Source organism: Faecalibacterium hominis (ex Afrizal et al. 2022), assembly GCF_049545105.1.
Lineage (GTDB): Bacteria > Bacillota > Clostridia > Oscillospirales > Ruminococcaceae > Faecalibacterium > Faecalibacterium duncaniae.
Map to the genome: position 1 here is coordinate 1,027,127 of NZ_CP186860.1, position 22,985 is coordinate 1,050,111.

The window sequence follows — 22,985 nt, forward strand, 5'->3', positions numbered from 1 at the left end:
AACTTTGCAATAACTGCCAAGGCCTCGCCCTTCGGGAGAGGTGGCAGCGCGCCAGCGCTGACGGAGAGGGTGAGCCGCCTATACCCTGTAAAATCTCGCCCTCCTATGCAGTTCCAGCGGGTCGTCCCCCACCGGAGGCTGCACGGTCTGCCGGGGCGGGGAGATGGGATTTTCCATCAGCACATAGCGGCACTCGTCATAGATATGGTCCTCCTGCCGGGTGTCGATGTCCTCCACATTGCTCTCGTCATAGACCAGGTTCGGAAGGGTGCGGATGAAGTGCCTGCAGGTGCTGAACACCTGAAACATGGGCCGCCCCTCCCCATCGAACGCCAGCCGGTAGTGGAACTGCATCTTTCCCGCCAGGCGGGTGTGGTCACCGGGGATCCAGTGGAGGAAATGAGGGCCCCGCTCCATCATGGCAGCAATGCTCTCGCCCCGGCTCTCATCAAAGATGGCGGGGTCGGCCACCCCCAGAATGGTGCGGCCCCTGAGCATCGGGTCGTTCTGCTCTGCCTTCCGGATCCGCCTTGCCTGTTCCACCGGATCGATGCGCAGGCCCTCGTTGGGGCGGCCCGTGCAGCCGTACAGCTCCTTGATGCGGTAAAGCCTGCCCTCCTCATCCGCCGCGTACCACCCCACTGAGAACGGCTTTGAGAAACCGAAATCGTACCCCCGGTAGATCTTCCAGTGTCTGGGGATGGCAAAGGGCGCAATGACATGGGTCCAGCGCTGGTCCTGATAATGCCCCGGGTCGTTCCGCCACTCGGTGAACACCTGCCCCGAAAAGCTGTCCCAGCTGCCATAGAGCAGGGCCTGCTTTTCCGCCTCGGGCAGGCTTGCCAGACTGGCAAGGTAGTCCGGGTCATTTTCCAGCAGGGCGGGGTTGTCGAACACGCTGGACGGGATAAACACCCTTGCCCGCTCCAGCACCTTCTCGGTTCCGTCCGGCATCCGCACCGGGAACTGTTCCACAATGGGGGTGCCGGGCGGGGCAGGCGTGATGAACCGGGCTTTCACCCAGCCGTGCCCCACACCGCCGGGATTGGTGGTGGCCCGCAGGTAGACCCGGGTGCCCGGGCCGGTAGGGCGGTTGCGGCTCATCATATAGCTGTACTCTTCCCACTCGAAATGGGTCAGCTCATCGAACCCGATGAAGTCGAAGGCCTTGCCCTGATAATTTGTGCGGTCCTTGGTGTACTGCATGGAGCCAAAGTAGATCTTTGCCCCGCTGGGGAACACCCACACATGGCTGGTGGCGTTGTACTGCGCCGTAGGAAAAGCCCGCTTGTAGTAGGCCATGCTCTTGTCCACCAGATCACTGAGCTGGGGGTAGGTCTTGCGCAGGATGAGCCCCCGATAGTGGGGGATGTGCACCTGCCGCAGGGCCTCGATCACCAGCGCGTCACTCTTGCCGCCGCCTGCCGCGCCCCCGTACAGGGCTTCCGGTTCCGGGCGGCGCATGAACTCCGCCTGCCGGGGCTGGGGCCGCCATACGATCTCTGCATTCATACGTCCTCCACGGCTGGCAGAAGCACCACGCCGCACGCCCGGGCCTCGGCATCCGCGCCCTGATCGTTCAGGGTCTTGGCCACCGCGGCCAGATCCTTCAGCACCGCCGTGGCCTCCTTGAGCCCCTTCATCAGGGCCGGGTCAGAGCCATCGGCTCGCTGGGCCTTCTGCCGGGCGTTCAGCTCCTTGACCTCCTGCGCCAGCATGGTGCTCAGGGTGTCGGTGGCCTTGTGCAGGCTGGCAAGGCTCTTGTCCCTGCCCGGCTGTTTTGCTTGCGCCATCCTGTGTTCTCACATCCTTTCTGTTTGGCTTGGCACAAGGATACCAGCTTTTCGTCCCCTGCAACAGTGCGCACTTTTGCAGGGCCGTTTTGTACTTTTAGCGTCATAGAATCCCATTCGTATAAAATAATCTTCCATTTTTCATCGCTGTATCGCACCGTACAGAAATCTCCGTTTTTCTCCCGGATTTTTCACGCACAGACACATCAGGTGCGTGAAGCGCCTTTTGCGCAAAAAAGCAGGCACTTCGCCCGCCCCGTCCGGGGCAAAGGCAAAGTGCCTGCTTTCGTTACAGATTCAGTTTCGGTTCTGCTTACAGGGTCTCGATGCGGTCAAACAGCTGCTTGCCTGCTTCCACAGCGTCCTTGCTGCCAAAGGCCACACGGGTAGCGTTTGCCATCCGGTCTGCAAGGTCTGCGGCCTGTGCCCGGATCGTTTCAGCTGTCACGCTGCACATGGCCTTGCGGTCCGCGGCCAGCATGGCATCGGTGATGCCGCAGAAGTACCGGCGGTCCAGCTCCTTGGCCTCAGCGTTGGGCTTTTTGGGCGAATCCATCTCGGACACCGCGCCCACGATGAACTCGGTCAGGTCTTTTTCGGTGTACTCCCGGCCTGCCAGCACCTCGGGGGCCTTGGCAAAGGTCTCGTAGCTCTCGGTCAGGTGGGGATCACGGTAGGTGTACAGTCCCTCGGTCTGGGCACGGGTCAGCATTCCGGTGCCGTAAGCGCCGCCCACCTCACGGATGTTGTGCCACAGGTATTCGTAGCTCATAATGCGGGCCAGCACCCGGCGGTCGGCCTGCCGCTCCATGGGCCAGGTCAGGATATCATAGTTCACGCCGCCGTCAATGATAAAGGCCTCGTTCATGGGGGCGGTCAGCACCTCTGTGTAGGGCTTGGCAGCGGTGCGGCCCTGGGCAGCAAAGGCACTGCCGGGCAGCAGGGCACGCAGCTTTGCCAGCGCTTCCTCGCTGCCATGCAGGCTGACGGTCAGGGCTGCATGGTTCAGCACCTTTTCCCGCACCGCCTCCAGCTTTTTGCCCATGGCGGCCCAGTCGGCCCGTTCCAGCAGGTTACACAGGAAGTGGTATCCGGTCACGCCGCTGCACCGCTCGCTCAGGGCATACTCCACTGAGTAGTGGGCGGCGGCACGCACGGCAGCGTACTGGTTGCCCTGCTGGATGAACTGCTGTTCCATGCTCAGCTTCTGCTGGCTCAGCACCCGGGCAAAGGCTTCCTCGGCCTTGGGGCCGGTCAGGCAGGTCTTGTAGAGGTACTCACTGCCCAGCGCAATGGCCTTGTCCAGATTCCGCTCCAACAGGCTCATGTTCCAGGTGAGCTTTGCGTGGCAGGGGCTGCCCTCCTGCCGCCCGGTCCAGAAGCTGATGCAGGCCATGCTGTTGCCCAGCCAGGTGGCGCGCTGGGTCTGCAGCTCCCGGGCAGTGTGCTCGGGGGTATCCAGCTCGTCCAGAATATCAGTCAGCAGGTCGAGATACTGCACCTCTTCCGGGGTGCACTCGCCCAGGTCGTAGTAGAAATTCAGATACAGGCTGCCCTTGGAGGGGTGGTGCAGCAGCTCCGCACCGGCCAGCGGTTCCACTGTACCGGCAGCGCTCCTGTCACCGTCGCCCAGGTCGGCCACGGTCAGCGGATGGTCCAGCACCAGCTTGCCGTCGTTGCGGGCAGGGGCAGCATCCTCTTCGTCCTTCTTGGGCAGGGCCGGGGTCTGGATCACCTGCACCGGCTCGGCCAGCAGCAGATCCTTCAGCAGGTCGTTAAACCAGCCGGTGGAGAGCTTCTCCCGCAGGGAAGCAAACAGTTTGTCGGTGTGGAGCAGCAGAGCCGGGTCGCCGGTGTGGAGCCAGCCGGTGGCGGCATAGATGGCATCCAGCACACCGTCGGGCAGGCTGCCCGGGCGCTCCAGGGAGGCAAACTCCATGGCGTTCAGGCTGGCCAGCAGCAGCTCCTCGGGGATGCCCCCTGCCAGCAGGTCGGTCACAGCCTGTTTCACGCCAGCTGCAAATTTGGGGGCAGTCTCTGCGGTGGCCCCCCGCAGCACCAGCTCCAGCGTGGGCTGCAGGGTGCTGTCGTCAAAGCCAATGTCGATATCCGCGCCCAGCTTCTGCTCCAGCAGAGCTGCCTTCAGCGGGGACTGGTTGGTGCCCAGCAGGGCATCCAGCAGGATCTCCACGCCCAGCTGGCGCTCCCGGTCTGCAAACGCGCCGGTGTACCAGGCCAGCGCACACTGCACCTGATCCGGCTCGGGGTTTTCGGTGTAGTACGGGATACACACACGCACACCGTTCTGCTGGTCCTGCACCGTCAGCCGGGGGCGGCTGGTGCCCTTGGGCATCCTGCTCAGATAGTGCTCATCCAGAAAAGCCAGCTTCTCGGCCATATCCATCTTGCCGTACAGGGTGATGCAGCAGTTGTCGGCACTGTAATGGCGGCGGTACACCCGCTGGTATTTTTCATAGGTCAGGGCCGGGATGGAGGCCGGGTCGCCGCCGGACACAAAGCCGTAGGCCGTATCCGGGAACATGGCCCGCTCCAGCGCGTTCTGCAGCTGCGCGTCCGGGGAGGCCAGCGCACCCTGCATCTCATTGTAGACCACACCGCTCACCGTGCCGTCCGCGTCCCGGTGCCAGCCCTCCTGCTCGAACACGGCCTTGTCCACCATGGCCAGCGGGCAGAACACAGCGTTCAGGTACACGTCCATCAGGTTCCTGAAGTCGGTCTCGTTGGGGGTGGCAAAGGGATACACCGTCTTGTCCGGGAAGGTCATGGCGTTCAGGAAAGAGGCCATACTGCTCTTGAGCAGCTGCAAAAAAGGCGAGGTCACGGGGTACTTCTCGCTGCCCGCCAGCACCGAGTGCTCCAGAATGTGGAACACACCGGTGTCGTCGGAGGGGAAGGTGCCGAAGCCGATGCCGAACGCCTTGTTGGTGTCCTCGTTCTCCACCAGCAGGACAGTGGCCCCGCTCACATCGTGGTTCAGAACCGTCAGCACACCGTGCTGCTCCGGGCAGTCCTCGCGGCGCACCAGCGTATAACCGGGATAGTTCATGTTGTTTCTCCTTTGGGTCATATTTTTTCAAAGTGTTTGGCCCTATTGTACCACGCCTTCCGGTAAGACGCAACGAACAAAAAAAGGCCCTCCCAAAGGGAAGGCTCTTGCGGTTAAACCCCACCGTCATCCCTGCGGGATGCCACCGCCCCTGGTAGGGGCGGCCTTGGCAAAGAGGTGATGCTTTACGTTATGCCAAGGGCCCCACTACTAGGGGGGCTGTCACCGCAGGTGACTGGGGGGTTGTTTTTACTTCCGATCCGACACCCGGAACAGTACGAATCCCACAATGAACAGCACGATCAGGCTGCCCACGCCCACATTGGCGCTGCCGGTCAGCTGGCTGCCCACACTGACGATCATGGTGCCCAGAAAGGATGCGCCCTTGCCGCAGATATCGAACAAGCCGAAGTACTCGCCCGATTTTTCCGGCGGGATGATCTTGGCAAAATGGCTCCGGCTCAGCGCCTGGATGCCGCCCTGGAACATGCCCACCACAACGGCCAGCACCCAGAACTGCCACTGGTGCTTCAGGAAAAAGGCAAACAGCGCAATGCCCGCGTAGGCTGCGATGCAGACCGGGATGAGGGTGCCCGAGGGGTATTGCCCGCTCAACCGCCCGAACACCAGTGCCGAGGGGAAGGCCACGATCTGGGTGACCAGCAGCGCCAGCAGCAGGCCGGTGGTGTCCAGCCCCAGGGCCGTGCCGTAGGCCGTGGCCATATCGATGATGGTGTACACACCATCGATGTAGCAGAAAAAGGCCAGCAGGAACCAGAACACCTGCCTGTCCTCTTTCAGGTGGCGGAGGGTGTGACCGATGCGGGCAAAGCTCTGCCGGATGGCATGTTCCTGCACCTCCACAAAGTGCACCTGTTTATACTGGCGCAGCAGGGGCAGGGTGGTCACCAGCCACCAGGCGGCGGTGATAAAGAGGGCAAGGTTCAGCGCTGTCATCTGGGAGATACCGATGCTCCCGGCCCCCAGCACCAGCGCCAGACAGACCACAAAGGGCACACAGCTGCCAATGTAACCCCAGGCATAGCCTTTGGAGGAGACCTCATCCATCCGGTCCGGCACAGTCACATCGCTGAGCATGGAGTCATAGAACACCAGACTGCCCGAAAAGCCCACCTTGGCAAAGATGAAGATGAGCAGAAACGGCAGCCAGGTGTTTGCCATCCCCATGGCGCAGCAGCCGATCACGCCCACTGCCACGCAGAAGGTGAAGATGGGCTTTTTGAAGTTGCGGGTATCGGCCAGTGTGCCAAGGATCGGGCTGAGCACCGCCGTGATGACTGTGACCGCCGAGGCTGCATAGCCCCAGTAGGCCAGATACTCCACCGCGCTCAGGCCGCCCCCCTCAGCCAGTGCGTTGAAGAAGATGGGGATCAGCGTTGCCACCAGCAGCACAAACGCCGAGTTGCCCACATCGTATAAGATCCACGCCCGTTCCAGGCTGGTCAGGCGAAATTTTTGCTTTGCTTCGTTCATTTGCATTCCTCTCAAAATTCTCCGAAGGTGTGGTCATAGGCCTTGTCCAGCGGTGCGCCGTTGGAGAGCCCCTCCACATATTCCGTGATGAGCCGCACTGCCAGCGGGAGAGCCTGCTGATACAGCGCTTCCAGCTCTTTGTCGCTGGCCTCGCACCGGGGATTGGGCTGAAGGTTCGCCACCAGCCCGTGCATGACATCATAGGTACCTGCCGCTTTCAGGGCCGTCAACACCACCCAGCGCTTGACCGGGCTGGTAGCCTGCAGCAGATGGTGCACCCGCACCATGCCCCGCATGGCTCCGTAGGTCTCGTCTGCCGTGACATTTTCGTAGAACGGCGCAATGATCTTTGCAAACTCCCGGTTGGGGCGGATATGCCCCGCCGTGAAAAAGTGCATCGGGTCAAGCCCGTCCTCCCGCATCAGCTGGTTGTCAAACTCCGTCTCGATCTCGCAGTGGCTCACACCGCTTTCCCGGGTGTAGCGCTCCACATAGGGGTGGCAGGTGCTGTCCAGTGCAAAGTGGCAGACGAACCCCAGCGCATAGGCCAACGCAGCATTCTTGTTGCGGGCCGTGTTCACCACGCCCCGGGCCCGGGTAAAGAACACTCGGCCCGGCTGCTCGTGCATGGCGTTGCCCAGCCGGTTCACGGGGTTGGACTGCAATGCCCGGTAGTAGAACATCAGGTCAGGCCCGTGCAGGCCCATATCATACAGCGGCCGGTACGGGGTGATCTTTTCCCGCAGCTCCCTGGGCAGCTGCACCAGAACATCCGCACCAAAGCGGCGGTGTGCATACGTAGATGGCATATCCTCTCTCCTCCTTTTCGTACCAGAATCAGTATAGCAGAATCCCACCCCCGCCGCCACCCTTCCGGGTCTGATTTGTGTAAAATTTTTGAGATATTTTTCATCACGCCCATCCCATAGCGCAAAAACGCCCCGCCGGTCTCCCGGCAGGGCGCTTTCGCAGGGTGGTATTGCAGACCGGTTCGGTCCGTGAAACGTCCGGCAGCCAAAAGCCGCCGGGCGTTTTTGACCCAGCGGCTTTCAGCTATTCCAAACGATCAGTCTTTCTTCACCATCATCTTGCTGGCCTTATAGATATCGCCGCAGCCCAGAGTGATGACCAGATCGCCCTCCCGGGCGTTCTGTTTGACCCAGTCAGCGGCAGCCTCCAGGCTGTCCACCAGCACAGAGTTGGGGATCTGCGCCGCCAGCTTTGCGCTGGTAATGGTGGGGTCGTTGGGCTCGCGGCTGCCCATGATGGGGGTGATCACCGTGATATCAGGGATCTTGAACACATCCACAAAGTCGTTGAACAGCATCTTGGTCCGGCTGTATGTAAACGGCTGATGGACTGCGATGACACGATTGTAGCCCAGCTCTTTGGCGGTGTTCAGGGTCGCGCGGATCTCGGTGGGATGGTGGGCGTAGTCGTCCACGACCACCGCGCCGTTGCACTCGCCGTAGACCTCAAAACGGCGGCCTGCCCCCTTGAAGTTCAGGGCAGCGTTGGCGCACTGCTCCACGGTCAGGCCCACAGAGCGGCAGACAGCACACATGGCCAGTGCATTGTAAATGTTGTGGCGGCCCGGCACTGCCAGACGGATGTGGCCCAGCTCATTGGTATCCCACTCCTTCAGATCAAATTCAAAGAAGCCGGGCTTGTACTCCTGCACGTTGACAGCACGGTAATCGGCCGCATTGTCAATGGCAAAGGTGCGCACGCGGCGGTCCAGGGTGTACATGACATCCATGGTGTTCTTATCATCCGCATTGGCAAAGATCATAAAATGGGTCATCAGGGCAAAGCGCTTGAAGGCAAACTTCAGCTCGCCCATGCTGCCGTAATAGTCCAGATGGTCGTTATCGATGTTCAGCACCACGGACATATAGGGGGTCAGCTTGAGGAAGGTCTCGGAGAACTCGCAGGCCTCGATGACGATATCATCGCCCTTGCCGGCCTTGCCGTAGCCGCCGATGAGGGGCAGCTTGCCGCCGATGACTGCAGAGGGATCACGGCCTGCCAGCTCCAGCGCGGTGGTGATCATGGAAGTCGTGGTGGTCTTGCCGTGGGTGCCGGAAACGCAGATGCTGTCCTTGTACAGGCGGCTCACATAGCCCAGCAGAACGCTGCGCTCCACAGTGGGGATGCCATAGGAAGCGGCGGCGTTCAGCTCCACGTTGTCCTTGGCAATGGCGGCAGAGTAGACCACCAGGTCAACGCCGATCACGTTGTCCGCAGCATGACCCAGGCTGACCTTCACGCCCATCTCCCGCTCCGAGCGGATGATGCTGCCGTCCAGCACATCGCTGCCGGAGATATCATATCCCTTGGCAGAGAGGATCTGGATCAGCGGATACATACCGCTGCCGCCGCAGCCGATGAAGTGGATCTTTTTTACATTATCCAGCAGATGCATGGTATAATCAGTAACGAACATAAGCAGGCAAACCTCCAATAAACGAACGGCCGCAAGGCAGACCGAATCCATCTTAATTCTTGTGTACTACTTATTATATAATTTTTGGCCGACAAAATAAACAGTTCCGAGCGAATTTTCGGAAAGAACCAGAAACTCCGGCACATTTTTGTTACAACTGTACAGATATCCCATGGATTTTCGCCCCTTTTGCACACTTCATAAAAGATTTACATTTTTTATCGGCTTGATAGCTAACAATTTTGAAGTATTTGTGGTATGATAGTTGCAAATTTCGAACTATCACACTGCCGCCGGACGCGCGGCTGGAAAAGAGGAATCTCATTTTGAACATCAAGATCACTGCGGACAGCACCTGCGATCTGTCCGAAGCGCTGCTCCGGCAGTGGAACATCAGCCTGATCCCCATGCACATCCTCATGGGGGAGGAAAGCTATCTGGACGGCGTTACCATCCACCCCGCCGATGTATTCGCCCATGCCCAGAACGGCGGCAAAATGCCCAAATCCGCCGCCCCCAATCTGGTGGAGTACACCGACTTCCTCGCCCCCTTTGCCAGAGACTACGATGCCGTCATCCACATCAATGTCGGCTCCAAATTCTCCTCCTGCTTCCAGAACGCCCGGCTGGCGGCGCAGGAGTTCGGCAACGTCTATGTTGTGGACAGCGAGAATATCTGCACCGGGCAGGGCTATCTCGTCCTGCAGGCAGCCAAGTGGGCCGCTGACGGCCTGCCGCCCAAGAACATTTCCATGCGCTTACAGGGCCTTGCCAAGCGGGTCGAGTTGAGCTTTGTGCTCAACCAGCTGGACTACATGGCCAAAAGCGGCCGCTGCTCCGGCGTGCTGGCCTTCGGGGCCAACATTCTGGGCATCAAGCCCAGCCTGGCCGTCATCGATGGTGAACTGAAAGTCGTGCGGAAGTACCGGGGCAGTCTGCCCATCTGCGTGGGCAAGTACATCACCGACCAGCTGGCGAACCGGGAGGACATCGACCGCAGCATGGTGTTCATCTCTTCCACCCAGGCGAAGCCCGGCTGCATGGAGGCCATCAAGGCCGGACTGCGGCAGTACGGCAATTTTGAGAATGTCTACGAGACCGACATCGGCACCACCATCGGCGGCTATTCCGGCCCCGGTACCATCGGCATCGTGTTTGCACGCAAGCAGTAAATTTCTCCCTGCACACAAAAAAGACGCGCTCATCACAGAGCGCGTCTTTTTTGCATGATATCCGGTTTTCTCAGCTCAGCCGTCCGCTTTCTACCGAGAAGCTCAAGTCGGCCACGGCCATGGTGGATCTGCGATGGGAAACCAGCAGGACGGTCTTTTCCCTGCACTCATCCCGCACGGCCTTGAGGATGATCCCTTCGTTCAGGCTGTCCAGATTGGAGGTAGGCTCGTCCAGCAGGAGAAAGGGTGCATCGTGCAGGAAGGCACGGGCCACACCGATACGCTGGCGCTCACCGCCGGAGAGTGCACCGCCCAGCTCGCCCACAGGGGTATCATATCCCTTGGGCAGGCTGTTGATAAAGCCATCCAGCGCGGCCTTTCTGCAGGCAGCCTCCACCTCGGCACGGGTGGCATCGCGACGGGCGATCCGGATGTTGTTTTCTATGGTATCGTCAAACAGCTCCGTTTCCTGGGTCACAAGACTTTCCTGGGCGCGCAGGGCGGCAGTGTTCACGGCGCGGATGTCACGTTCACCAAACCGGATGGTGCCGCTGCTCACATCCCAGAAGCGCATGAGCAGCCGCAGAAAGGTGGATTTGCCGCTGCCGGAGCGGCCCGTAATGCCCACGATCTTCTTTTCCGGGATGGTCAGGCTCAGGTCGTGGAGCACCTCTTCCTTGGCGTAGGCAAAGCTGACATGCTCAGCCTGTGCACCGGTAAAGGTGGTATCCGCGCCGTCGGTCACATCGGCAGTCACGGGGTCCTCGTCCAGCAGGTCAAGGACACGGTCGGCACTGGCGAACACCTGGGTCAGGCTGGCACCGAGGTTGGCCAGCGCCACCACCGGGCCAAAGGAGCTCAGGGCCGACAGGGTGCAGATCAGCACCCCCTCCGCGCCCAGCTGGCCGTTCTGATACAGCCGGATGCTCACCCCCAGCACAGCCAGCGCCGTCAGCACGATGAGGGTGTTGGCGGCACCCACGGTCACGCCCTCACGGTACTTCATGGCCTTCTGCTTCTCCCCCAGCGTCTCGCTGTGGGCCGTGATGCCCTCGGCACGCGCGGCGGTGTTCTGGTACTGCAGAATATCCCGCAGGCCGCGCAGGCTTTCCAGCAGATAGCTGTTGGTGTCGGCCAGAGCCTGCCGGTACTCGCGGGCGGCTTTGTCGCCCCGTCTGGCAGACCACACCGGCAGAGCAATGCCCACCAGCAGATAGCCTGCCAGCAGCACCAGTGCGGGCAGAATATGGTAACTGGCCGTAAAGCAGGTCATGCCGGTCACACAGAGGATTGCGATACAGACCGGCGAAATGGTGTGGGCATAGAACACCTCCAGCTGCTCGATGTCGGCGGTGATCAGGGAGATCAGGTCGCCCCGGTCACGGCCCTCCAGCTTGGCGGGGGTCAGGCGGCGGAGCGCGCCGAACACCTTATCCCGGATGAGGGCCAGCAGCTTGAAGGCGATATAGTGGTTGGAGGCCTGCTCTGCGTAGCGCAGCACGCCGCGCAGCAGGGCAAAGACAAGGATGCAGGCAAAGGCCGTGCCCACGCCTGCCAGCGGGCTGGGCAGGCCTGCCGCCGTGAGCAGGGCAAAGCCGCCGAAGATCGTGATAAAGGTGGCGCAGAAATGGCCGATGACACCCATGACAATGGCTGCCAGCATGATGGGCAGCATGGGCCGGACCAGCACGATCAGCTGTGCGGCAATGGCAAACGGACTGCGGTGTTTTGTGTTGTTCATGCGCTCACCTCCCCAAGGTCTTCCAGCTGTTTCTGGGCGTTGTACAGGCGGCTGTACACCCCCTGTGCCGCCAGCAGGTCGTTGTGCGTTCCCTGCTCGGCGATGCGGCCTGCCTCCAGCACATAGATGCAGTCGCTGTCCACCACATTGGCCAGACGGTGGGAGATCAGGATCACTGTTTTCTTTCCCGCCAGGCTGTGGATGGCTTTCATGATATCGTTCTCGCTCTCGGCATCCACATTGGAGGTCGCCTCGTCGAACACATAGATGGGTGAATCATGCAGCAGGGCACGGGCCATGGCAAGGCGCTGGCGCTGCCCGCCGGACAGGTTGGAGCCGCCCTCGTGGAGCGCCGTTGCAAGGCCGCTCTGGCTGCGGCAGAAGTCTGCAAGGTTCACCTGCTCCAGGGCCGCCCAGAGCTCGACTTCGGCTGCATCGGGCCGGGCCATCCGGAGGTTGGCTTCCACCGTGCCCTTGAAGATGGCCGCATTGTGGGGCACCAGTGTCAGCAGGCGCAGGCGGTCGGCCTGCTTCCATTCGCTGACCGGGATGCCGCCCAGCGTGACCTCTCCCTCCGTCGCTGTGCGGGCACCGGACAGGATGGCCGCTATGGTGCTCTTGCCGCAGCCGCTTTCGCCCACCAGCGAGACAAAACTGCCCTGCGGGATGGTCAGGGACACATCGTGCAGGATGGTGCGCTCCTTCTCGTAACCAAAAGTGACATGCTCCAGCGCAAGGGTGCTGTCGGCCGGGTCGGCGGTCTTTTCGCCATCTTCAGGCTCCTGGGCAGAGAGCAGCCTGAAGATCTTCTCAGCCGAAGCCGCACCATTCATGGCAATGTGGAAGTAGCTGCCCAGCAGGCGCAGGGGCAGGAAGAAATCCGCCGCCAGCAGGAGGATGGTCAGGGCGCTGGTCAGGCTGAGCTGACCCTTGGCAAAGGCCGATGCCGCACTGATGATGCCAAGACCCGCACCGCCATAGGCCATCAGGTCCATCAGGGTCACGCTGTTCAGCTGCATGGTCAGCACCTTCATCGTGATCTTGCGGAACCGCTCGGCCTGGGCATTCATCTCCTCGTGCTTCCAGCCGTCCGCCTGATAGATCTTCAGGGTGGTCAGGCCCTGGATATTCTCCAGAAAGCTGTCGCCCAGGGTGGTGTACTCGCCCCAGTAGTTCGCCAGCAGCTTCTTGGCAAACTTCTGCACCGCCACAATGGACAGGGGGATGAGCGGCACACAGCACAGCAGAAGGATGGCCGAGCGCGCGTGCACACCCACCAGCAGCACAAACAGGGTCACCGGGGCCAGCAGGCTGTAAAACAGCTGGGGCAGATACTTTGCAAAGTAGGTGTCGATCTGCTCCACACCCTCGCTGGCCAGCATCACGGCTTCACTGGTGGCCACCGTCTCGCTGTAACCGGCCCCCAGCCGGGTGAGCTTTGCATAGATGCTGCTGCGCAGGGTGCGCTTGACATCCTTGGAAGCCCGGTCGCTCATATCGGAGGCGCAGAGGGTAAGGCCATAGCGCACCGGCACAGTCAGCAGGCAGAGCAGCATCCCCTGCCAGAGGGCATTGCCGGTCAGGCTGCCCGCAAACACGCCGCCGATGAGGCGGGATACCGTCATCACCAGCACCACATTGCACAGCATCCCCAGCCACTGGAACAGCACGTTCAGCCCCACATAGTGCAGGGCCTTCCGATCGAAGGAAAGCAGTTTTTTGTTGATCACGAAGCGTTCTCCTTTTCGGATTCATCCGGGCCGAACAGGCGGTCATATTCGCCGGTAAAAGCCCGTTCGGGCAGGGCCGAAGTCAGGGCCAAAGCGGCATTATAGCGTTCCTCCTCGGTCATGTCGATGCGCACAGGCGGAAAATGCGTCAGCACCGTTTCCAGTTGAGCCCTGACCGCCTTTGCCACAAAGATGCCCCGATCGGTCAGATAGATTTTGCCATAGTGTTCCTTCACGATCATGCCCCGATCCATCAGCAGGTTCATAATGCGCACCACGCTGGGCTTAGTCACGTTCAGCTTTTCGGCAATGCTGCGGGAGCAGATATCCAGATGCGTCTGGGAGACCTCATAGATGGCCAGCAGATACCGCAGATGGGCTGCTGTCAGTTCCATAGTATCACTCTCTTCTATAATAATGTAAGCTGCTTCCAGTGTTATCCAAAGCTAACTTTTTTCATTCTAAAAAAGGGCGCGGGCCGATTGGATGTTCGACCCGCGCCCAGCGGTTTTTACCGATCAGTGGCAGCCGCTGCAGCCGCCGCAATTGCCATTGCAGCCGCCTTCGCCGCAGCCCCCACAGCCGCCATGCTTGTGGGAGTGCCATGTGGCCCAGCCCACACCGCCAAACACGATAGCACCTACAATGATGGTAGGCAGATTAAAGTTCGTGGCCAGGAATTCCATCATACAGAACACACCCTTTCAAACTGGACAGATGATTTTACTTGATCTTGGAAACGTCGATCTTGACCTCGTTGTCGCCAACGTACTTGTTGGGGCGGAACATCAGGTACAGGAACGCGGCAAAAATCACGATTGCCACGATGGTGAAGAAGTTGAAGCCAACCTCACCGGTGATCAGACCACCGATCTGGTACACGACCAGAGCCGCGCAGTAAGCCAGAGCGCACATATAACCGATGGCGATGGCAGTCCACTTGCCGTTGTTCATCTCACGCTTGATCGCGCCCATAGCAGCGAAGCAGGGAGCGCACAGCAGGTTGAAGATCATAAATGCGTAAGCGGACAGAGCGGTGTAATCCTGCGCAACTGCTGCCCAGATCTCATCACCGTTCTCAGACAGCTCGCCGCCGAAGTGATACAGAACACCGAAGGTGCCAACCACGTTCTCCTTTGCGATCAGACCAGAGACGGAAGCAACGGTTGCACGCCAGTTACCGAAGCCCAGAGGAGCGAAGATCCAGGCGATCTTGGTAGCGATAGCGGCCAGGACGGAGTTGTCCTGATCCTCGACCATGCCGAAGGCACCATTCTCGAAACCGAAGCCCTGCAGGAACCACAGCACAACGGTAGCTGCCAGAATGACGGAACCGGCACGCTTGATGAAGGACCAGCCGCGCTCCCAGGTGGCACGGAAAACGTTGCCCCATGCAGGCACATGGTAAGCGGGCAGCTCCATAACGAAGGGTGCGGGGTCGCCAGCGAAGAGCTTGGTCTTCTTCAGAATAACACCGGAGCAAATGATGGCAGCCATGCCGATGAAGTAAGCGGAAACAGCAACCAGAGAGGAACCACCGAACATTGCACCTGCGATCAGGCCGATGATGGGCATCTTAGCGCCGCAGGGGATGAAGCAGGTGGTCATAATGGTCATACGGCGGTCACGCTCGTTCTCGATGGTACGGGAAGCCATGACACCGGGCACGCCGCAGCCGGTACCGACCAGCACGGGGATGAAGCTCTTGCCGGACAGGCCGAAACGGCGGAAGATACGGTCCATGATGAAGGCGACACGGGACATATAGCCCACATCCTCCAGGATGGACAGCAGGAAGAACAGAACCAGCATCTGGGGAACGAAGCCCAGCACCGCGCCGACACCGGCCACGATACCGTCCATGATCAGACCGTACAGCCAGCCTGCCACACCGATGCTCTCCAGGAAGCCGCCCAGCGCGCCCGGCACGATCTCACCAAACAGGACATCGTTGGTCCAGTCGGTGGCAAAGGTGCCGATAGCCCAGCCGCCATCTGCAATGGAGGTGCCCATGGACAGGGAGTACATCAGGTACATGACCAGCGCAAAGATGGGCAGAGCCAGCACACGGTTGGTCACGATCTGGTCGATCTTGTCAGAAGCAGTCAGGTGCTCCACACGGGCCTTTTTCTTGACGGCCTTGTCAACGACACCGTTGATGTAGGAGTAGCGCTGGTTGGTGATGATGCTCTCCGCATCATCGTCCATCTCCTTCTCGCAGTCTTTGATGTGCTCATCAATGTGGTCAGCCAGAGCCTTGTCGAGCTTCAGCTCTTCCACGACCTTCTCATCCCGCTCGAACAGCTTGACCGCATACCAGCGCAGGAAGCGGTCATCGACCTTGCCCTGGATGGACTCCTCGATGTGTGCAATGGCGTGCTCCACACTTCCGGTAAAGACGTGGGGCAGCTCACCGGCCTTCTGCTTCTGGGCAGCGGCAACCGCAGCCTTGGCAGCAGCCTCGGTGCCCTCGCCCTTCAGTGCGCTGATCTCAACTGCCTGGCAGCCCAGCTCGCCGCTCAGCTTCTTCAGGTCGATCTTATCGCCGTTCTTGCGGACCAGATCGATCATGTTGACCGCCATAACAACGGGGATGCCCAGCTCGATCAGCTGAGTGGTCAGGTAGAGGTTGCGCTCAATATTGGTGCCATCGATGATGTTCAGGATGGCATCGGGCTTCTCCTTGACCAGGTAAGTACGGGAGACGACCTCCTCCAGCGTGTAGGGAGACAGGGAGTAGATACCGGGCAGGTCCTGGATGATGACATCCTTATCGCCCTTCAGCTTGCCTTCCTTCTTTTCCACGGTAACGCCGGGCCAGTTGCCAACGTACTGGTTGGAGCCGGTCAGGTTATTGAACAGGGTAGTCTTGCCGCAGTTCGGGTTACCGGCCAGTGCAATTTTAATACTCATTGCGTGTCCTTTCCTCTCTTTGGAATCAAACCACTTCGATCATTTCAGCGTCGGCCTTGCGCACACTCAGTTCGTAGTTGCGCACGGTCAGCTCCATGGGGTCGCCCAGAGGTGCCACCTTACGGACATAGATCTCAACACCCTTGGTGATGCCCATGTCCATGATGCGGCGCTTGACCGGGCCTTCGCCATGCAGGCGAGCCACGGTGCAGGTCTCGCCGACCTTCACGTCCTTCAGAGTTTTCATGCAAATTTCCTCCTCTACTTGTCTTTATTCAGAGACCATTCCAGTGTCGGAGCAGGTCCCAAACAGCGCGCTGCGCTGTTCAGCCGATCATAATGCGATTTGCCATCGTCCTGTCGAGTGCCAGGCGGCTTTCCTTAACCTGTACGATCAGGTTGCCTGCGATCTCGTTGACCACGGTCACTTCGCTGTCCACCACAAAACCAAGCTCTGCCAGATGCAGGCGGACTTCATCTTTGCCGGTGATCTTCTTGATGGTGACGGTCTCGCCCGCCTTTGCCATTGTCAGAGGCATCATAACATTCCACTCCCTTTTTCGTACTGTTTGTGGGCTGCTGATGCACCGGAAGGGTTAGTCAGTCGGAACTATCAGCATGGATAGTTTACGCTTACTAACCTTCGTTGTCAACAGTTTTTTCATTATTAAAAGTTAGTTTATATGAACAAACAGTTTTTCTGCCCAAATATCCCAGTTTTTTTATCACAATCAACAACAACTAACTCAAATTCCTGAGCAAAAGTTAGCCGTTGTTTACATTTTACCGTCATTTTTTCTATCCATGAAATGACACAGCCGCCCGGTGCAGCGGTCAAAGCTGCAGCGGACGGCCGCGTGTCAAAAGGAGGATTTCTTCCCGCCGGAGCGTGGTTTGTTCCGGTGGGTGCCAGGATAAAAAGAGAGTATTGGTAGAGAATGACTTGTCAAGCCGCCACAGCAAGGCGGAAAATGGGGGTACCCTCATGGAACAGGCGCAGATATACTCTGGTGCACTTGTTCAACTGGGCAAAATGACGTGCGGCGGCATCGGGGTCGCCGTAAGCCTTCCAGCAGCCGCAGCAGGTGAAGTTGCGGCCCTGATTTTCGATAAAGCCCACCACATCGGTGAGCGGATAGCCAAGAAACACGCCGATTTCATGGGGAAAATCGGCTTCGCAGCACAGCCGCCGGGACAGTTGCCGCAGCATACCGTCACAATCGGAAGCATCTTCCGGCAGGGCATAGCCCTCGCGTTGCAGGAACTCCCGCACCGCCTCATCGGCCAACACCTGACGCAGGCGGCTCTCGCGGTAAACATAAATGAGATACCGGTGGGTGTGAGCACAACCCTTGAGGACCCGAACCTTCAGCCCCTTCTCCCCCAGCTGGTCATTCCAGCGGCGCACCCGGGCAGCCAGGTCGGCGCAGTCCCGGGTCTCATAGCGGAACAGCCCGGCAGGCTTCAGCCCTGCCAGCACCGGCGCGCACTGTTCGATCATCACGGTCTCAAAATTACGCTCCATGGCTGCTTTCCCTCCGCTTTTATCCATTTGAGGAACAGCGTTCCCCGCTGCACCGCATTCTATGCAGGTGCAGCAGTTAGATATTTCTAACCTCAAACTCTAAAAGAATGCGGCACAGACCATTTGTCTGCTGACCGCTTTGTGGTTAGTTATTTCTAACGTGGCATTATCTTACCACAGCTCTGGGGTGGTGTCAAGGGGTTTTGACAAGTTTTCTGCATCAAACTTTTTGCGCGTGTTGCGGCGTGTCGAAATTCATGGTATAGTAAAATCGCCACCTCGGCTAAGGTGACGTTTTTTCAATTGAAAACTTCACATTGAAAGAGGCCAACCGCTTGTTGCAGTGCCTTTTTCTTTTGCAGAATAGTCAATTTTTAACGATTTGTCAAGGATGTGTTCCCTATGCTTTCAACCACCCTTTCCCCTCTCGTGGAAAAGCTCTCCACTTTGCTCTCTGCCCATCCTGCCGCCCCGGTGTTGGTGGCGCTGGACGGCCGGTGCGGCAGCGGCAAAACCATGCTGGCGGCACAGCTGGCCCGGCAGTTCCCCCAGAGCATCACGGTGCATACCGATGACTTCTATCTTCCCCCAGCCAGCCGTGTGGCAAACTGGGAGCAGATCCCTTGCGCCAACATGGACTTGGAGCGTCTGCGTACCCAGGTGCTCACCCCCGCCCGGGCCGGGCAGGCAATCCCCTACCGTGCCTACTCCTGCCGGGCGGGTGCCTACCTGCCGGAACAATGCTTTGCGCCCCAGCCGCTGGTCATCGTGGAGGGCAGTTACAGCTGCCACCCCACCCTTGCGGACTGTTATGATCTGAAGGTTTTCGTCACCTGCTCCAAGGAAGAGCAGGCCCGCCGCCTGCTGGCGCGGGAGGGAGAACGCTATTCCGGCTTCACCGCCCGGTGGATCCCGCTGGAAGAGGGGTATTTCGCAAAATTCCAGATCGAGCAGACCGTTGACTTCATCCTTGATACGACCTGTTAACTTTTTGCAAATTCCAGCGCTCTGCCCCTGCAAACCTGCTGCAAAATATGTTATAGTTAGGATGGAACAATAATTTTTTCAAGGCAAGGAGCAGCATATGGAACATTTTGTGCAGTTTGAGGATGTTTCCAAATATTATCAGACCGGCAGTGTCCGCATTGCGGCGGCCGATCACCTGAATTTTTATGTAGACAAGGGCGAGTTTTGCATCATTGTGGGTCCCTCGGGTGCAGGCAAGACCACCCTGCTGAACATTCTGGGCGGCATGGACACCTGCGATGAGGGCCATGTCTGGCTGGACGGGCAGGATGTGAGCCATTTTTCCGAAAAAGAGCTCACCACCTACCGCCGGTACGACGTAGGCTTCGTCTTCCAGTTCTACAATCTGGTGCAGAATCTGACTGCACTGGAAAATGTGGAGCTGGCCAGCGAGATCTGCCGTGATCCGCTGGACCCCGCCGCCACGCTGGAAAGCGTGGGTCTGGGCGAGCGGCTCAACAACTTCCCTGCCCAGCTTTCGGGCGGCGAGCAGCAGCGCGTTTCCATTGCCCGGGCGCTGGCCAAGAACCCCAAGCTCCTGCTCTGCGATGAGCCCACCGGTGCGCTGGACTACAAGACCGGCAAGCAGGTGCTGGCCCTGCTCCAGCGCACCTGCCGCGAAACAGGGCGCACCGTCATCGTCATTACCCACAACACGGCCCTGACGGCCATGGCGGACCGGATCATCCAGGTCAAGAGCGGACAGATCCTGTCCAACAAGGTCAACGAGCACCCGGTGCCGGTGGAACAGATCGAGTGGTGACCGCTATGCAGAAAAGCTATCGTAAAAATATCCGGCGTGACTTCCGGAGCAACCTGAACCGGTTCCTTTCCCTGTTCGGCATCGTGGCGCTGGGCGTGATGATGCTGACAGGTCTGGTCAGCTTTGCCCCCAGTATGCGCACCGCCGGGCAGAAGTACTATGTCCAGCAAAATGTGTTCGACCTGCGGGTGCTCTCCACGCTGGGCCTTTCGGAATCAGATCTCTCCGCCATTGCCGCCACGGAGGGCGTGAGCGCCGTGATGCCCGTGAAGTATCTGGACACCGAGGGCCGCTGGTCAAGCTCTACCGACGGAGCCGTGCTGCGGGTGCAGCAGCTTCCCGCCGACCCGGCTGCAGATACCGAGGCCAATATGAACCGCCTGACCCTGCTGGAGGGTCGGATGCCCGAAACCGCCAACGAGTGTGTGGTGCAGGTGCTGGGCCACGCGGACCCCATCCCGCTGGGCACCGTGGTCACCCTGCCCGAGGATACCGAGGACATCCGCCGCACCGAATATACCGTGGTGGGCCAGGTGCAGGACCCTCAATATTTTTCTGCCAATCAGGAGACCAGTACCGTCGGCGACGGCATCCTGGATGCTCTTGTGTTCGTGCAGGACGGTGAATTGACCGCAGATTATTATACCGTCTGTTATCTCAAAGTAGCAGATGCCGCCCAGTATGACAATTACAGCGAGGAATACCAGACCGCTGTGGATACTGTGGCTGACCGGCTGGATGCCATCAGCAAGGAGCACTGTGTGGCCCGCCGGGCCCAGCTTATCGAGGATGCCACTACCCAGCTGGACGATGCCAGGCAGACTTACAGCGAGCAGAAGGCAGAGGCCGAGCGCCAGTTTGCACAAGCCGAGCAGAAGCTGACCGACGCGCAGCGGGAGCTGGATGCCGCCAAGGCCCAGCTGGACACAGGCGAAGCCGAGCTTGCCGCCCAGAAGGCGGCCCTGCCCGATACCATGCAGAGCGGTGCCGCTACGCTGGTGAGCAGCGAAGAGCAGGTGCTGGAATTTGAGGATCAGCTTCAGCAGATCGAACTTCTGGTCAATCTGAAACAGGTGGCTGACCCCCTGCTGGGCTATGCCGAAACTGCCCTGAACAATGCCCAAAAGGCGCTGGATGAGGCCGAGCCCGAGGACGAGGAATACACCGAGCTGCGGGACGCGCTTGCCAAGGCACAGGCCGCCTACGATAACATCAAGGGCCAGCTGGACGGTTATCAGGCCCAGCTGGATGCCGGCAAGCAGCAGATGTACGCCAAAGGGCTCATCTCCTCGCCCAACCTCTCCAACACCGACCTTGTCACCGAGGCCAAAGCCGCCCTGCGCAAAATGAAGGTACAGCTGCTGCAGGGCCAGCTCCAGCTGAGCACCGGTACTGCCACAGCCTACACCCAGTTTGAGTCCGCCCGCGCCCAGCTGGACGAGGGCTGGGCACAGTACCGGTCCGGGCAGGAGCAGCTGGACGCTTCCCGCACCGAATACGAGACCCAGAAGGCCGATGCGGAGCAGAAGCTCGCCGAAGGCCAGCAGCAGATCAACGATGCAGAAGAGAAGATCGCGGACATCCAGAACGGCGAGTGGTATGTGCTGGACCGCGGCAGCACCCTGAGCATTGTCACGCTGGAACAGTACGCCGACCGGATGGCTGCCATTGCCCGGGTGTTCCCGGTGTTCTTCTTCCTGGTGGCGGCGCTGGTGGCTTCCACCACCATGACCCGCATGGTGGACGAGAACCGCCTGCAGATGGGCACCCTCAAGGCGCTGGGATACTCCAACGTCAGTATCGCAGGCAAGTACTTACTGTACGGCATTGCCGCCAGCATTCTGGGCAGCATCGTGGGCATTGCCGTAGGCTTTGTGGTGTTCCCCACCATCTTCTGGTACGCCTACCGCACCATGATGTTCTCCATTCCCACCTTTACGCTGCACTTCTACCCGGGCCTGGCATTGGGCAGCATGGCCCTCAGCGCGGCGGTCATCGGCCTTGCCACCCTGCAGGCCTGCCGCGCCAGCCTCAAGGAAAAATCTGCCGCCCTGCTGCTGCCCCGTGCGCCTGTAGCGGGCAAGCGCATCCTCCTTGAATATCTCACCCCGCTGTGGAAGCGGATGAGCTTCTCCCAGAAAACCACCGCCCGCAACCTGTTCCGCTATAAAAAGCGCTTCTTTATGACCGTTCTGGGCGTGGCGGGCTGCACAGCTCTGCTCCTCATCGGCTTCGGCATTCAGGATTCCCTGCTGCCCATGCTGACCAAGCAGACCACCGAGCTGACCCACGCCGACCTGACCATCTCCCTGAGCGACGAAAAGGCGCTGACCATGGAGAACGGTCTGGCCGACCTGCTGGATTCCAGCAGCGGCATCACCAGCTGGGGCCGCTATTACACCAAGAGCGTCACCCTTTACAACGCCGAGGGTGAAAAAGAGACCGTCAGCCTGGTTGCCGCCGCAGACGAAAGCCAGATGACCGAATACTTCACCTTCCGCACCCGGCAGGGCCACAAGGCCATTGCCTTTGACGATTCCAGCGTCATCCTGACCGAAAAGACTGCCGAAAAGCTGGGGCTTTCCGTGGGCGACAGCTTTGAGGTGGAGACCGCTGACGGCGGGCGCAGGTCCCTGACCCTGACCGGCGTCACCGAGAACTATGCTTTTGCCCGGCTGTACCTCTCGCAGGCGCAGCTCAAAACGCTGAACGGCGGTGCTCTGCCCGCCTGGAACGCCGTTTACGGCCAGACCGACTGCCCCACTGATGCAGCCCGCGCCTCCCTCTCCTCCGCCATTCTGGCCTGCAACTATGTCAGCTCCGTCTCCTTCATCGAGGACACCACCCAGATGTTCGATGGCCTGATCGGCTGCCTGAACTATGTGGTCATGCTGGTCATCGTCTGCGCTGCCGCATTGGCCGCCGTGGTGCTCTACAACCTCATCAGCGTCAACCTGGGCGAGCGCAAAAAGGAGCTTGCCACCATCAAAGTTCTGGGCTTCTATGACAAGGAGGTCTACCGCTACATCTTCCGGGAGATCGATCTGCTCTCTCTCATCGGCTCCCTGGTGGGTCTGGTGGTGGGCATTCCCCTGCACCAGTTCATCATCCGCACTGTGGAAATGGATCAGATGATGTTCATCCGTTCCATCGCCCCCCGCAGCTTTGTGTTCAGCGTGGCGCTCACCATGCTCTTCAACTTTGCCGTCTGCCTGCTCATGCGCCGCCATGTCCGCCAGATCAGCATGGTGGAAAGCATGAAAGCGCCGGAATAATTCCCTTACAGACAGAACAACGCCCGCCGGGTGTGGTACT

18 protein-coding genes are annotated in these 22,985 nt (G+C 59.7%); 4 read left to right on the forward strand and 14 right to left on the reverse strand.

Annotated elements, in window-relative coordinates:
• Positions 1–78 precede the first annotated feature (78 nt).
• From ACKXGA_RS04915 to murC, 6 genes are all read right to left on the reverse strand, one after another.
• Positions 79–1,512, reverse strand: a complete 1,434-nt coding sequence (locus ACKXGA_RS04915; RefSeq protein WP_423730214.1) for a phage terminase large subunit — start codon at positions 1,510–1,512, stop codon at positions 79–81.
• On the reverse strand, positions 1,509–1,793 hold the full coding sequence (locus ACKXGA_RS04920) for a chemotaxis protein (protein WP_117475989.1): 285 nt from the start codon (positions 1,791–1,793) through the stop codon (positions 1,509–1,511). The genes ACKXGA_RS04915 and ACKXGA_RS04920 overlap by 4 nt, the downstream gene beginning before the upstream one ends.
• Before the next feature lie 313 nt (positions 1,794–2,106).
• Positions 2,107–4,860: an insulinase family protein gene (locus tag ACKXGA_RS04925; protein ID WP_423730215.1), complete on the reverse strand. Its 2,754-nt coding sequence runs from the start codon at positions 4,858–4,860 to the stop codon at positions 2,107–2,109.
• 249 nt (positions 4,861–5,109) lie between these two features.
• Positions 5,110–6,360: an MFS transporter gene (locus tag ACKXGA_RS04930; protein ID WP_423730216.1), complete on the reverse strand. Its 1,251-nt coding sequence runs from the start codon at positions 6,358–6,360 to the stop codon at positions 5,110–5,112.
• Between the two features lie 5 nt (positions 6,361–6,365).
• The gene (locus tag ACKXGA_RS04935; RefSeq protein WP_005931300.1) at positions 6,366–7,163 is read right to left on the reverse strand and encodes a zinc dependent phospholipase C family protein; all 798 of its coding nucleotides are present in this window, start codon (positions 7,161–7,163) and stop codon (positions 6,366–6,368) included.
• Between the two features lie 257 nt (positions 7,164–7,420).
• Positions 7,421–8,800, reverse strand: coding sequence for a UDP-N-acetylmuramate--L-alanine ligase (murC, locus tag ACKXGA_RS04940; protein ID WP_223384108.1), 1,380 nt, complete (start codon positions 8,798–8,800; stop codon positions 7,421–7,423).
• A 326-nt stretch (positions 8,801–9,126) separates the two neighbouring features.
• Here murC and ACKXGA_RS04945 point away from each other — a divergent pair, with 326 nt between their 5' ends.
• Entirely contained in the window at positions 9,127–9,972 is an 846-nt protein-coding gene (locus ACKXGA_RS04945; protein ID WP_097770415.1) for a DegV family protein, read from the forward strand.
• Positions 9,973–10,042: 70 nt separating this feature from the next.
• Here ACKXGA_RS04945 and ACKXGA_RS04950 read toward each other — a convergent pair whose 3' ends face one another.
• The 8 genes from ACKXGA_RS04950 to ACKXGA_RS04985 form a co-directional block, all read right to left on the reverse strand.
• Positions 10,043–11,713, reverse strand: a complete 1,671-nt coding sequence (locus ACKXGA_RS04950; RefSeq protein WP_423730217.1) for an amino acid ABC transporter ATP-binding/permease protein — start codon at positions 11,711–11,713, stop codon at positions 10,043–10,045.
• Complete coding sequence (locus ACKXGA_RS04955; RefSeq protein WP_423730218.1) at positions 11,710–13,443, reverse strand: ABC transporter ATP-binding protein/permease; 1,734 nt, start codon at positions 13,441–13,443, stop codon at positions 11,710–11,712. Before ACKXGA_RS04955 ends, ACKXGA_RS04950 begins: the two co-directional genes overlap by 4 nt.
• Entirely contained in the window at positions 13,440–13,838 is a 399-nt protein-coding gene (locus ACKXGA_RS04960; protein WP_005931315.1) for a metal-dependent transcriptional regulator, read from the reverse strand. The genes ACKXGA_RS04955 and ACKXGA_RS04960 overlap by 4 nt, the downstream gene beginning before the upstream one ends.
• A 123-nt stretch (positions 13,839–13,961) precedes the next feature.
• Complete coding sequence (locus ACKXGA_RS04965; RefSeq protein ID WP_005931317.1) at positions 13,962–14,132, reverse strand: FeoB-associated Cys-rich membrane protein; 171 nt, start codon at positions 14,130–14,132, stop codon at positions 13,962–13,964.
• Positions 14,133–14,166: 34 nt separating this feature from the next.
• Positions 14,167–16,356, reverse strand: coding sequence for a ferrous iron transport protein B (gene feoB / locus ACKXGA_RS04970; RefSeq protein ID WP_423730219.1), 2,190 nt, complete (start codon positions 16,354–16,356; stop codon positions 14,167–14,169).
• 25 nt (positions 16,357–16,381) lie between these two features.
• Positions 16,382–16,603: a FeoA family protein gene (locus ACKXGA_RS04975; RefSeq protein WP_005931321.1), complete on the reverse strand. Its 222-nt coding sequence runs from the start codon at positions 16,601–16,603 to the stop codon at positions 16,382–16,384.
• Between the two features lie 79 nt (positions 16,604–16,682).
• Positions 16,683–16,898 carry a FeoA family protein gene (locus ACKXGA_RS04980; protein ID WP_005931323.1) on the reverse strand — a complete coding sequence of 72 codons (216 nt, stop codon included), beginning with the start codon at positions 16,896–16,898 and terminating at the stop codon, positions 16,683–16,685.
• A 404-nt stretch (positions 16,899–17,302) separates the two neighbouring features.
• Positions 17,303–17,881 (reverse strand): DUF3793 family protein, encoded by a 579-nt coding sequence (locus ACKXGA_RS04985; protein WP_117504580.1) that lies wholly within the window; start codon positions 17,879–17,881, stop codon positions 17,303–17,305.
• Positions 17,882–18,283: 402 nt separating this feature from the next.
• On the opposite strand from ACKXGA_RS04985, the gene ACKXGA_RS04990 reads away from it, so the two are divergent.
• The 3 genes from ACKXGA_RS04990 to ACKXGA_RS05000 all read left to right on the forward strand — a co-directional run bounded on the left by ACKXGA_RS04990 (position 18,284) and on the right by ACKXGA_RS05000 (position 22,945).
• Positions 18,284–18,868, forward strand: coding sequence for a uridine kinase family protein (locus ACKXGA_RS04990; RefSeq protein WP_423730220.1), 585 nt, complete (start codon positions 18,284–18,286; stop codon positions 18,866–18,868).
• Positions 18,869–18,965: 97 nt separating this feature from the next.
• A complete protein-coding gene (locus ACKXGA_RS04995; RefSeq protein WP_005931348.1) occupies positions 18,966–19,670 on the forward strand; it encodes an ABC transporter ATP-binding protein in 705 nt (234 codons plus the stop codon).
• Between the two features lie 5 nt (positions 19,671–19,675).
• Positions 19,676–22,945: an FtsX-like permease family protein gene (locus tag ACKXGA_RS05000; RefSeq protein WP_423730221.1), complete on the forward strand. Its 3,270-nt coding sequence runs from the start codon at positions 19,676–19,678 to the stop codon at positions 22,943–22,945.
• The last annotated feature ends 40 nt before the right edge of the window (positions 22,946–22,985 follow it).

Bases quoted from the DNA above. Each gene is read 5' to 3' on its own strand.
- ACKXGA_RS04960 (WP_005931315.1), bottom strand. From the start codon at position 13,838: ATGGAACTGACAGCAGCCCATCTGCGGTATCTGCTGGCCATCTATGAG.
- ACKXGA_RS04915 (WP_423730214.1), bottom strand. From the start codon at position 1,512: ATGAATGCAGAGATCGTATGGCGGCCCCAGCCCCGGCAGGCGGAGTTC.
- ACKXGA_RS04930 (WP_423730216.1), bottom strand. From the start codon at position 6,360: ATGCAAATGAACGAAGCAAAGCAAAAATTTCGCCTGACCAGCCTGGAA.
- ACKXGA_RS04990 (WP_423730220.1), top strand. From the start codon at position 18,284: ATGCTTTCAACCACCCTTTCCCCTCTCGTGGAAAAGCTCTCCACTTTG.
- ACKXGA_RS04935 (WP_005931300.1), bottom strand. From the start codon at position 7,163: ATGCCATCTACGTATGCACACCGCCGCTTTGGTGCGGATGTTCTGGTG.
- ACKXGA_RS04980 (WP_005931323.1), bottom strand. From the start codon at position 16,898: ATGATGCCTCTGACAATGGCAAAGGCGGGCGAGACCGTCACCATCAAG.
- ACKXGA_RS04920 (WP_117475989.1), bottom strand. From the start codon at position 1,793: ATGGCGCAAGCAAAACAGCCGGGCAGGGACAAGAGCCTTGCCAGCCTG.
- feoB (WP_423730219.1), bottom strand. From the start codon at position 16,356: ATGAGTATTAAAATTGCACTGGCCGGTAACCCGAACTGCGGCAAGACT.
- ACKXGA_RS04950 (WP_423730217.1), bottom strand. From the start codon at position 11,713: ATGAACAACACAAAACACCGCAGTCCGTTTGCCATTGCCGCACAGCTG.
- ACKXGA_RS04995 (WP_005931348.1), top strand. From the start codon at position 18,966: ATGGAACATTTTGTGCAGTTTGAGGATGTTTCCAAATATTATCAGACC.
- ACKXGA_RS04925 (WP_423730215.1), bottom strand. From the start codon at position 4,860: ATGAACTATCCCGGTTATACGCTGGTGCGCCGCGAGGACTGCCCGGAG.
- ACKXGA_RS04985 (WP_117504580.1), bottom strand. From the start codon at position 17,881: ATGGAGCGTAATTTTGAGACCGTGATGATCGAACAGTGCGCGCCGGTG.
- ACKXGA_RS05000 (WP_423730221.1), top strand. From the start codon at position 19,676: ATGCAGAAAAGCTATCGTAAAAATATCCGGCGTGACTTCCGGAGCAAC.
- ACKXGA_RS04965 (WP_005931317.1), bottom strand. From the start codon at position 14,132: ATGATGGAATTCCTGGCCACGAACTTTAATCTGCCTACCATCATTGTA.
- ACKXGA_RS04975 (WP_005931321.1), bottom strand. From the start codon at position 16,603: ATGAAAACTCTGAAGGACGTGAAGGTCGGCGAGACCTGCACCGTGGCT.
- murC (WP_223384108.1), bottom strand. From the start codon at position 8,800: ATGTTCGTTACTGATTATACCATGCATCTGCTGGATAATGTAAAAAAG.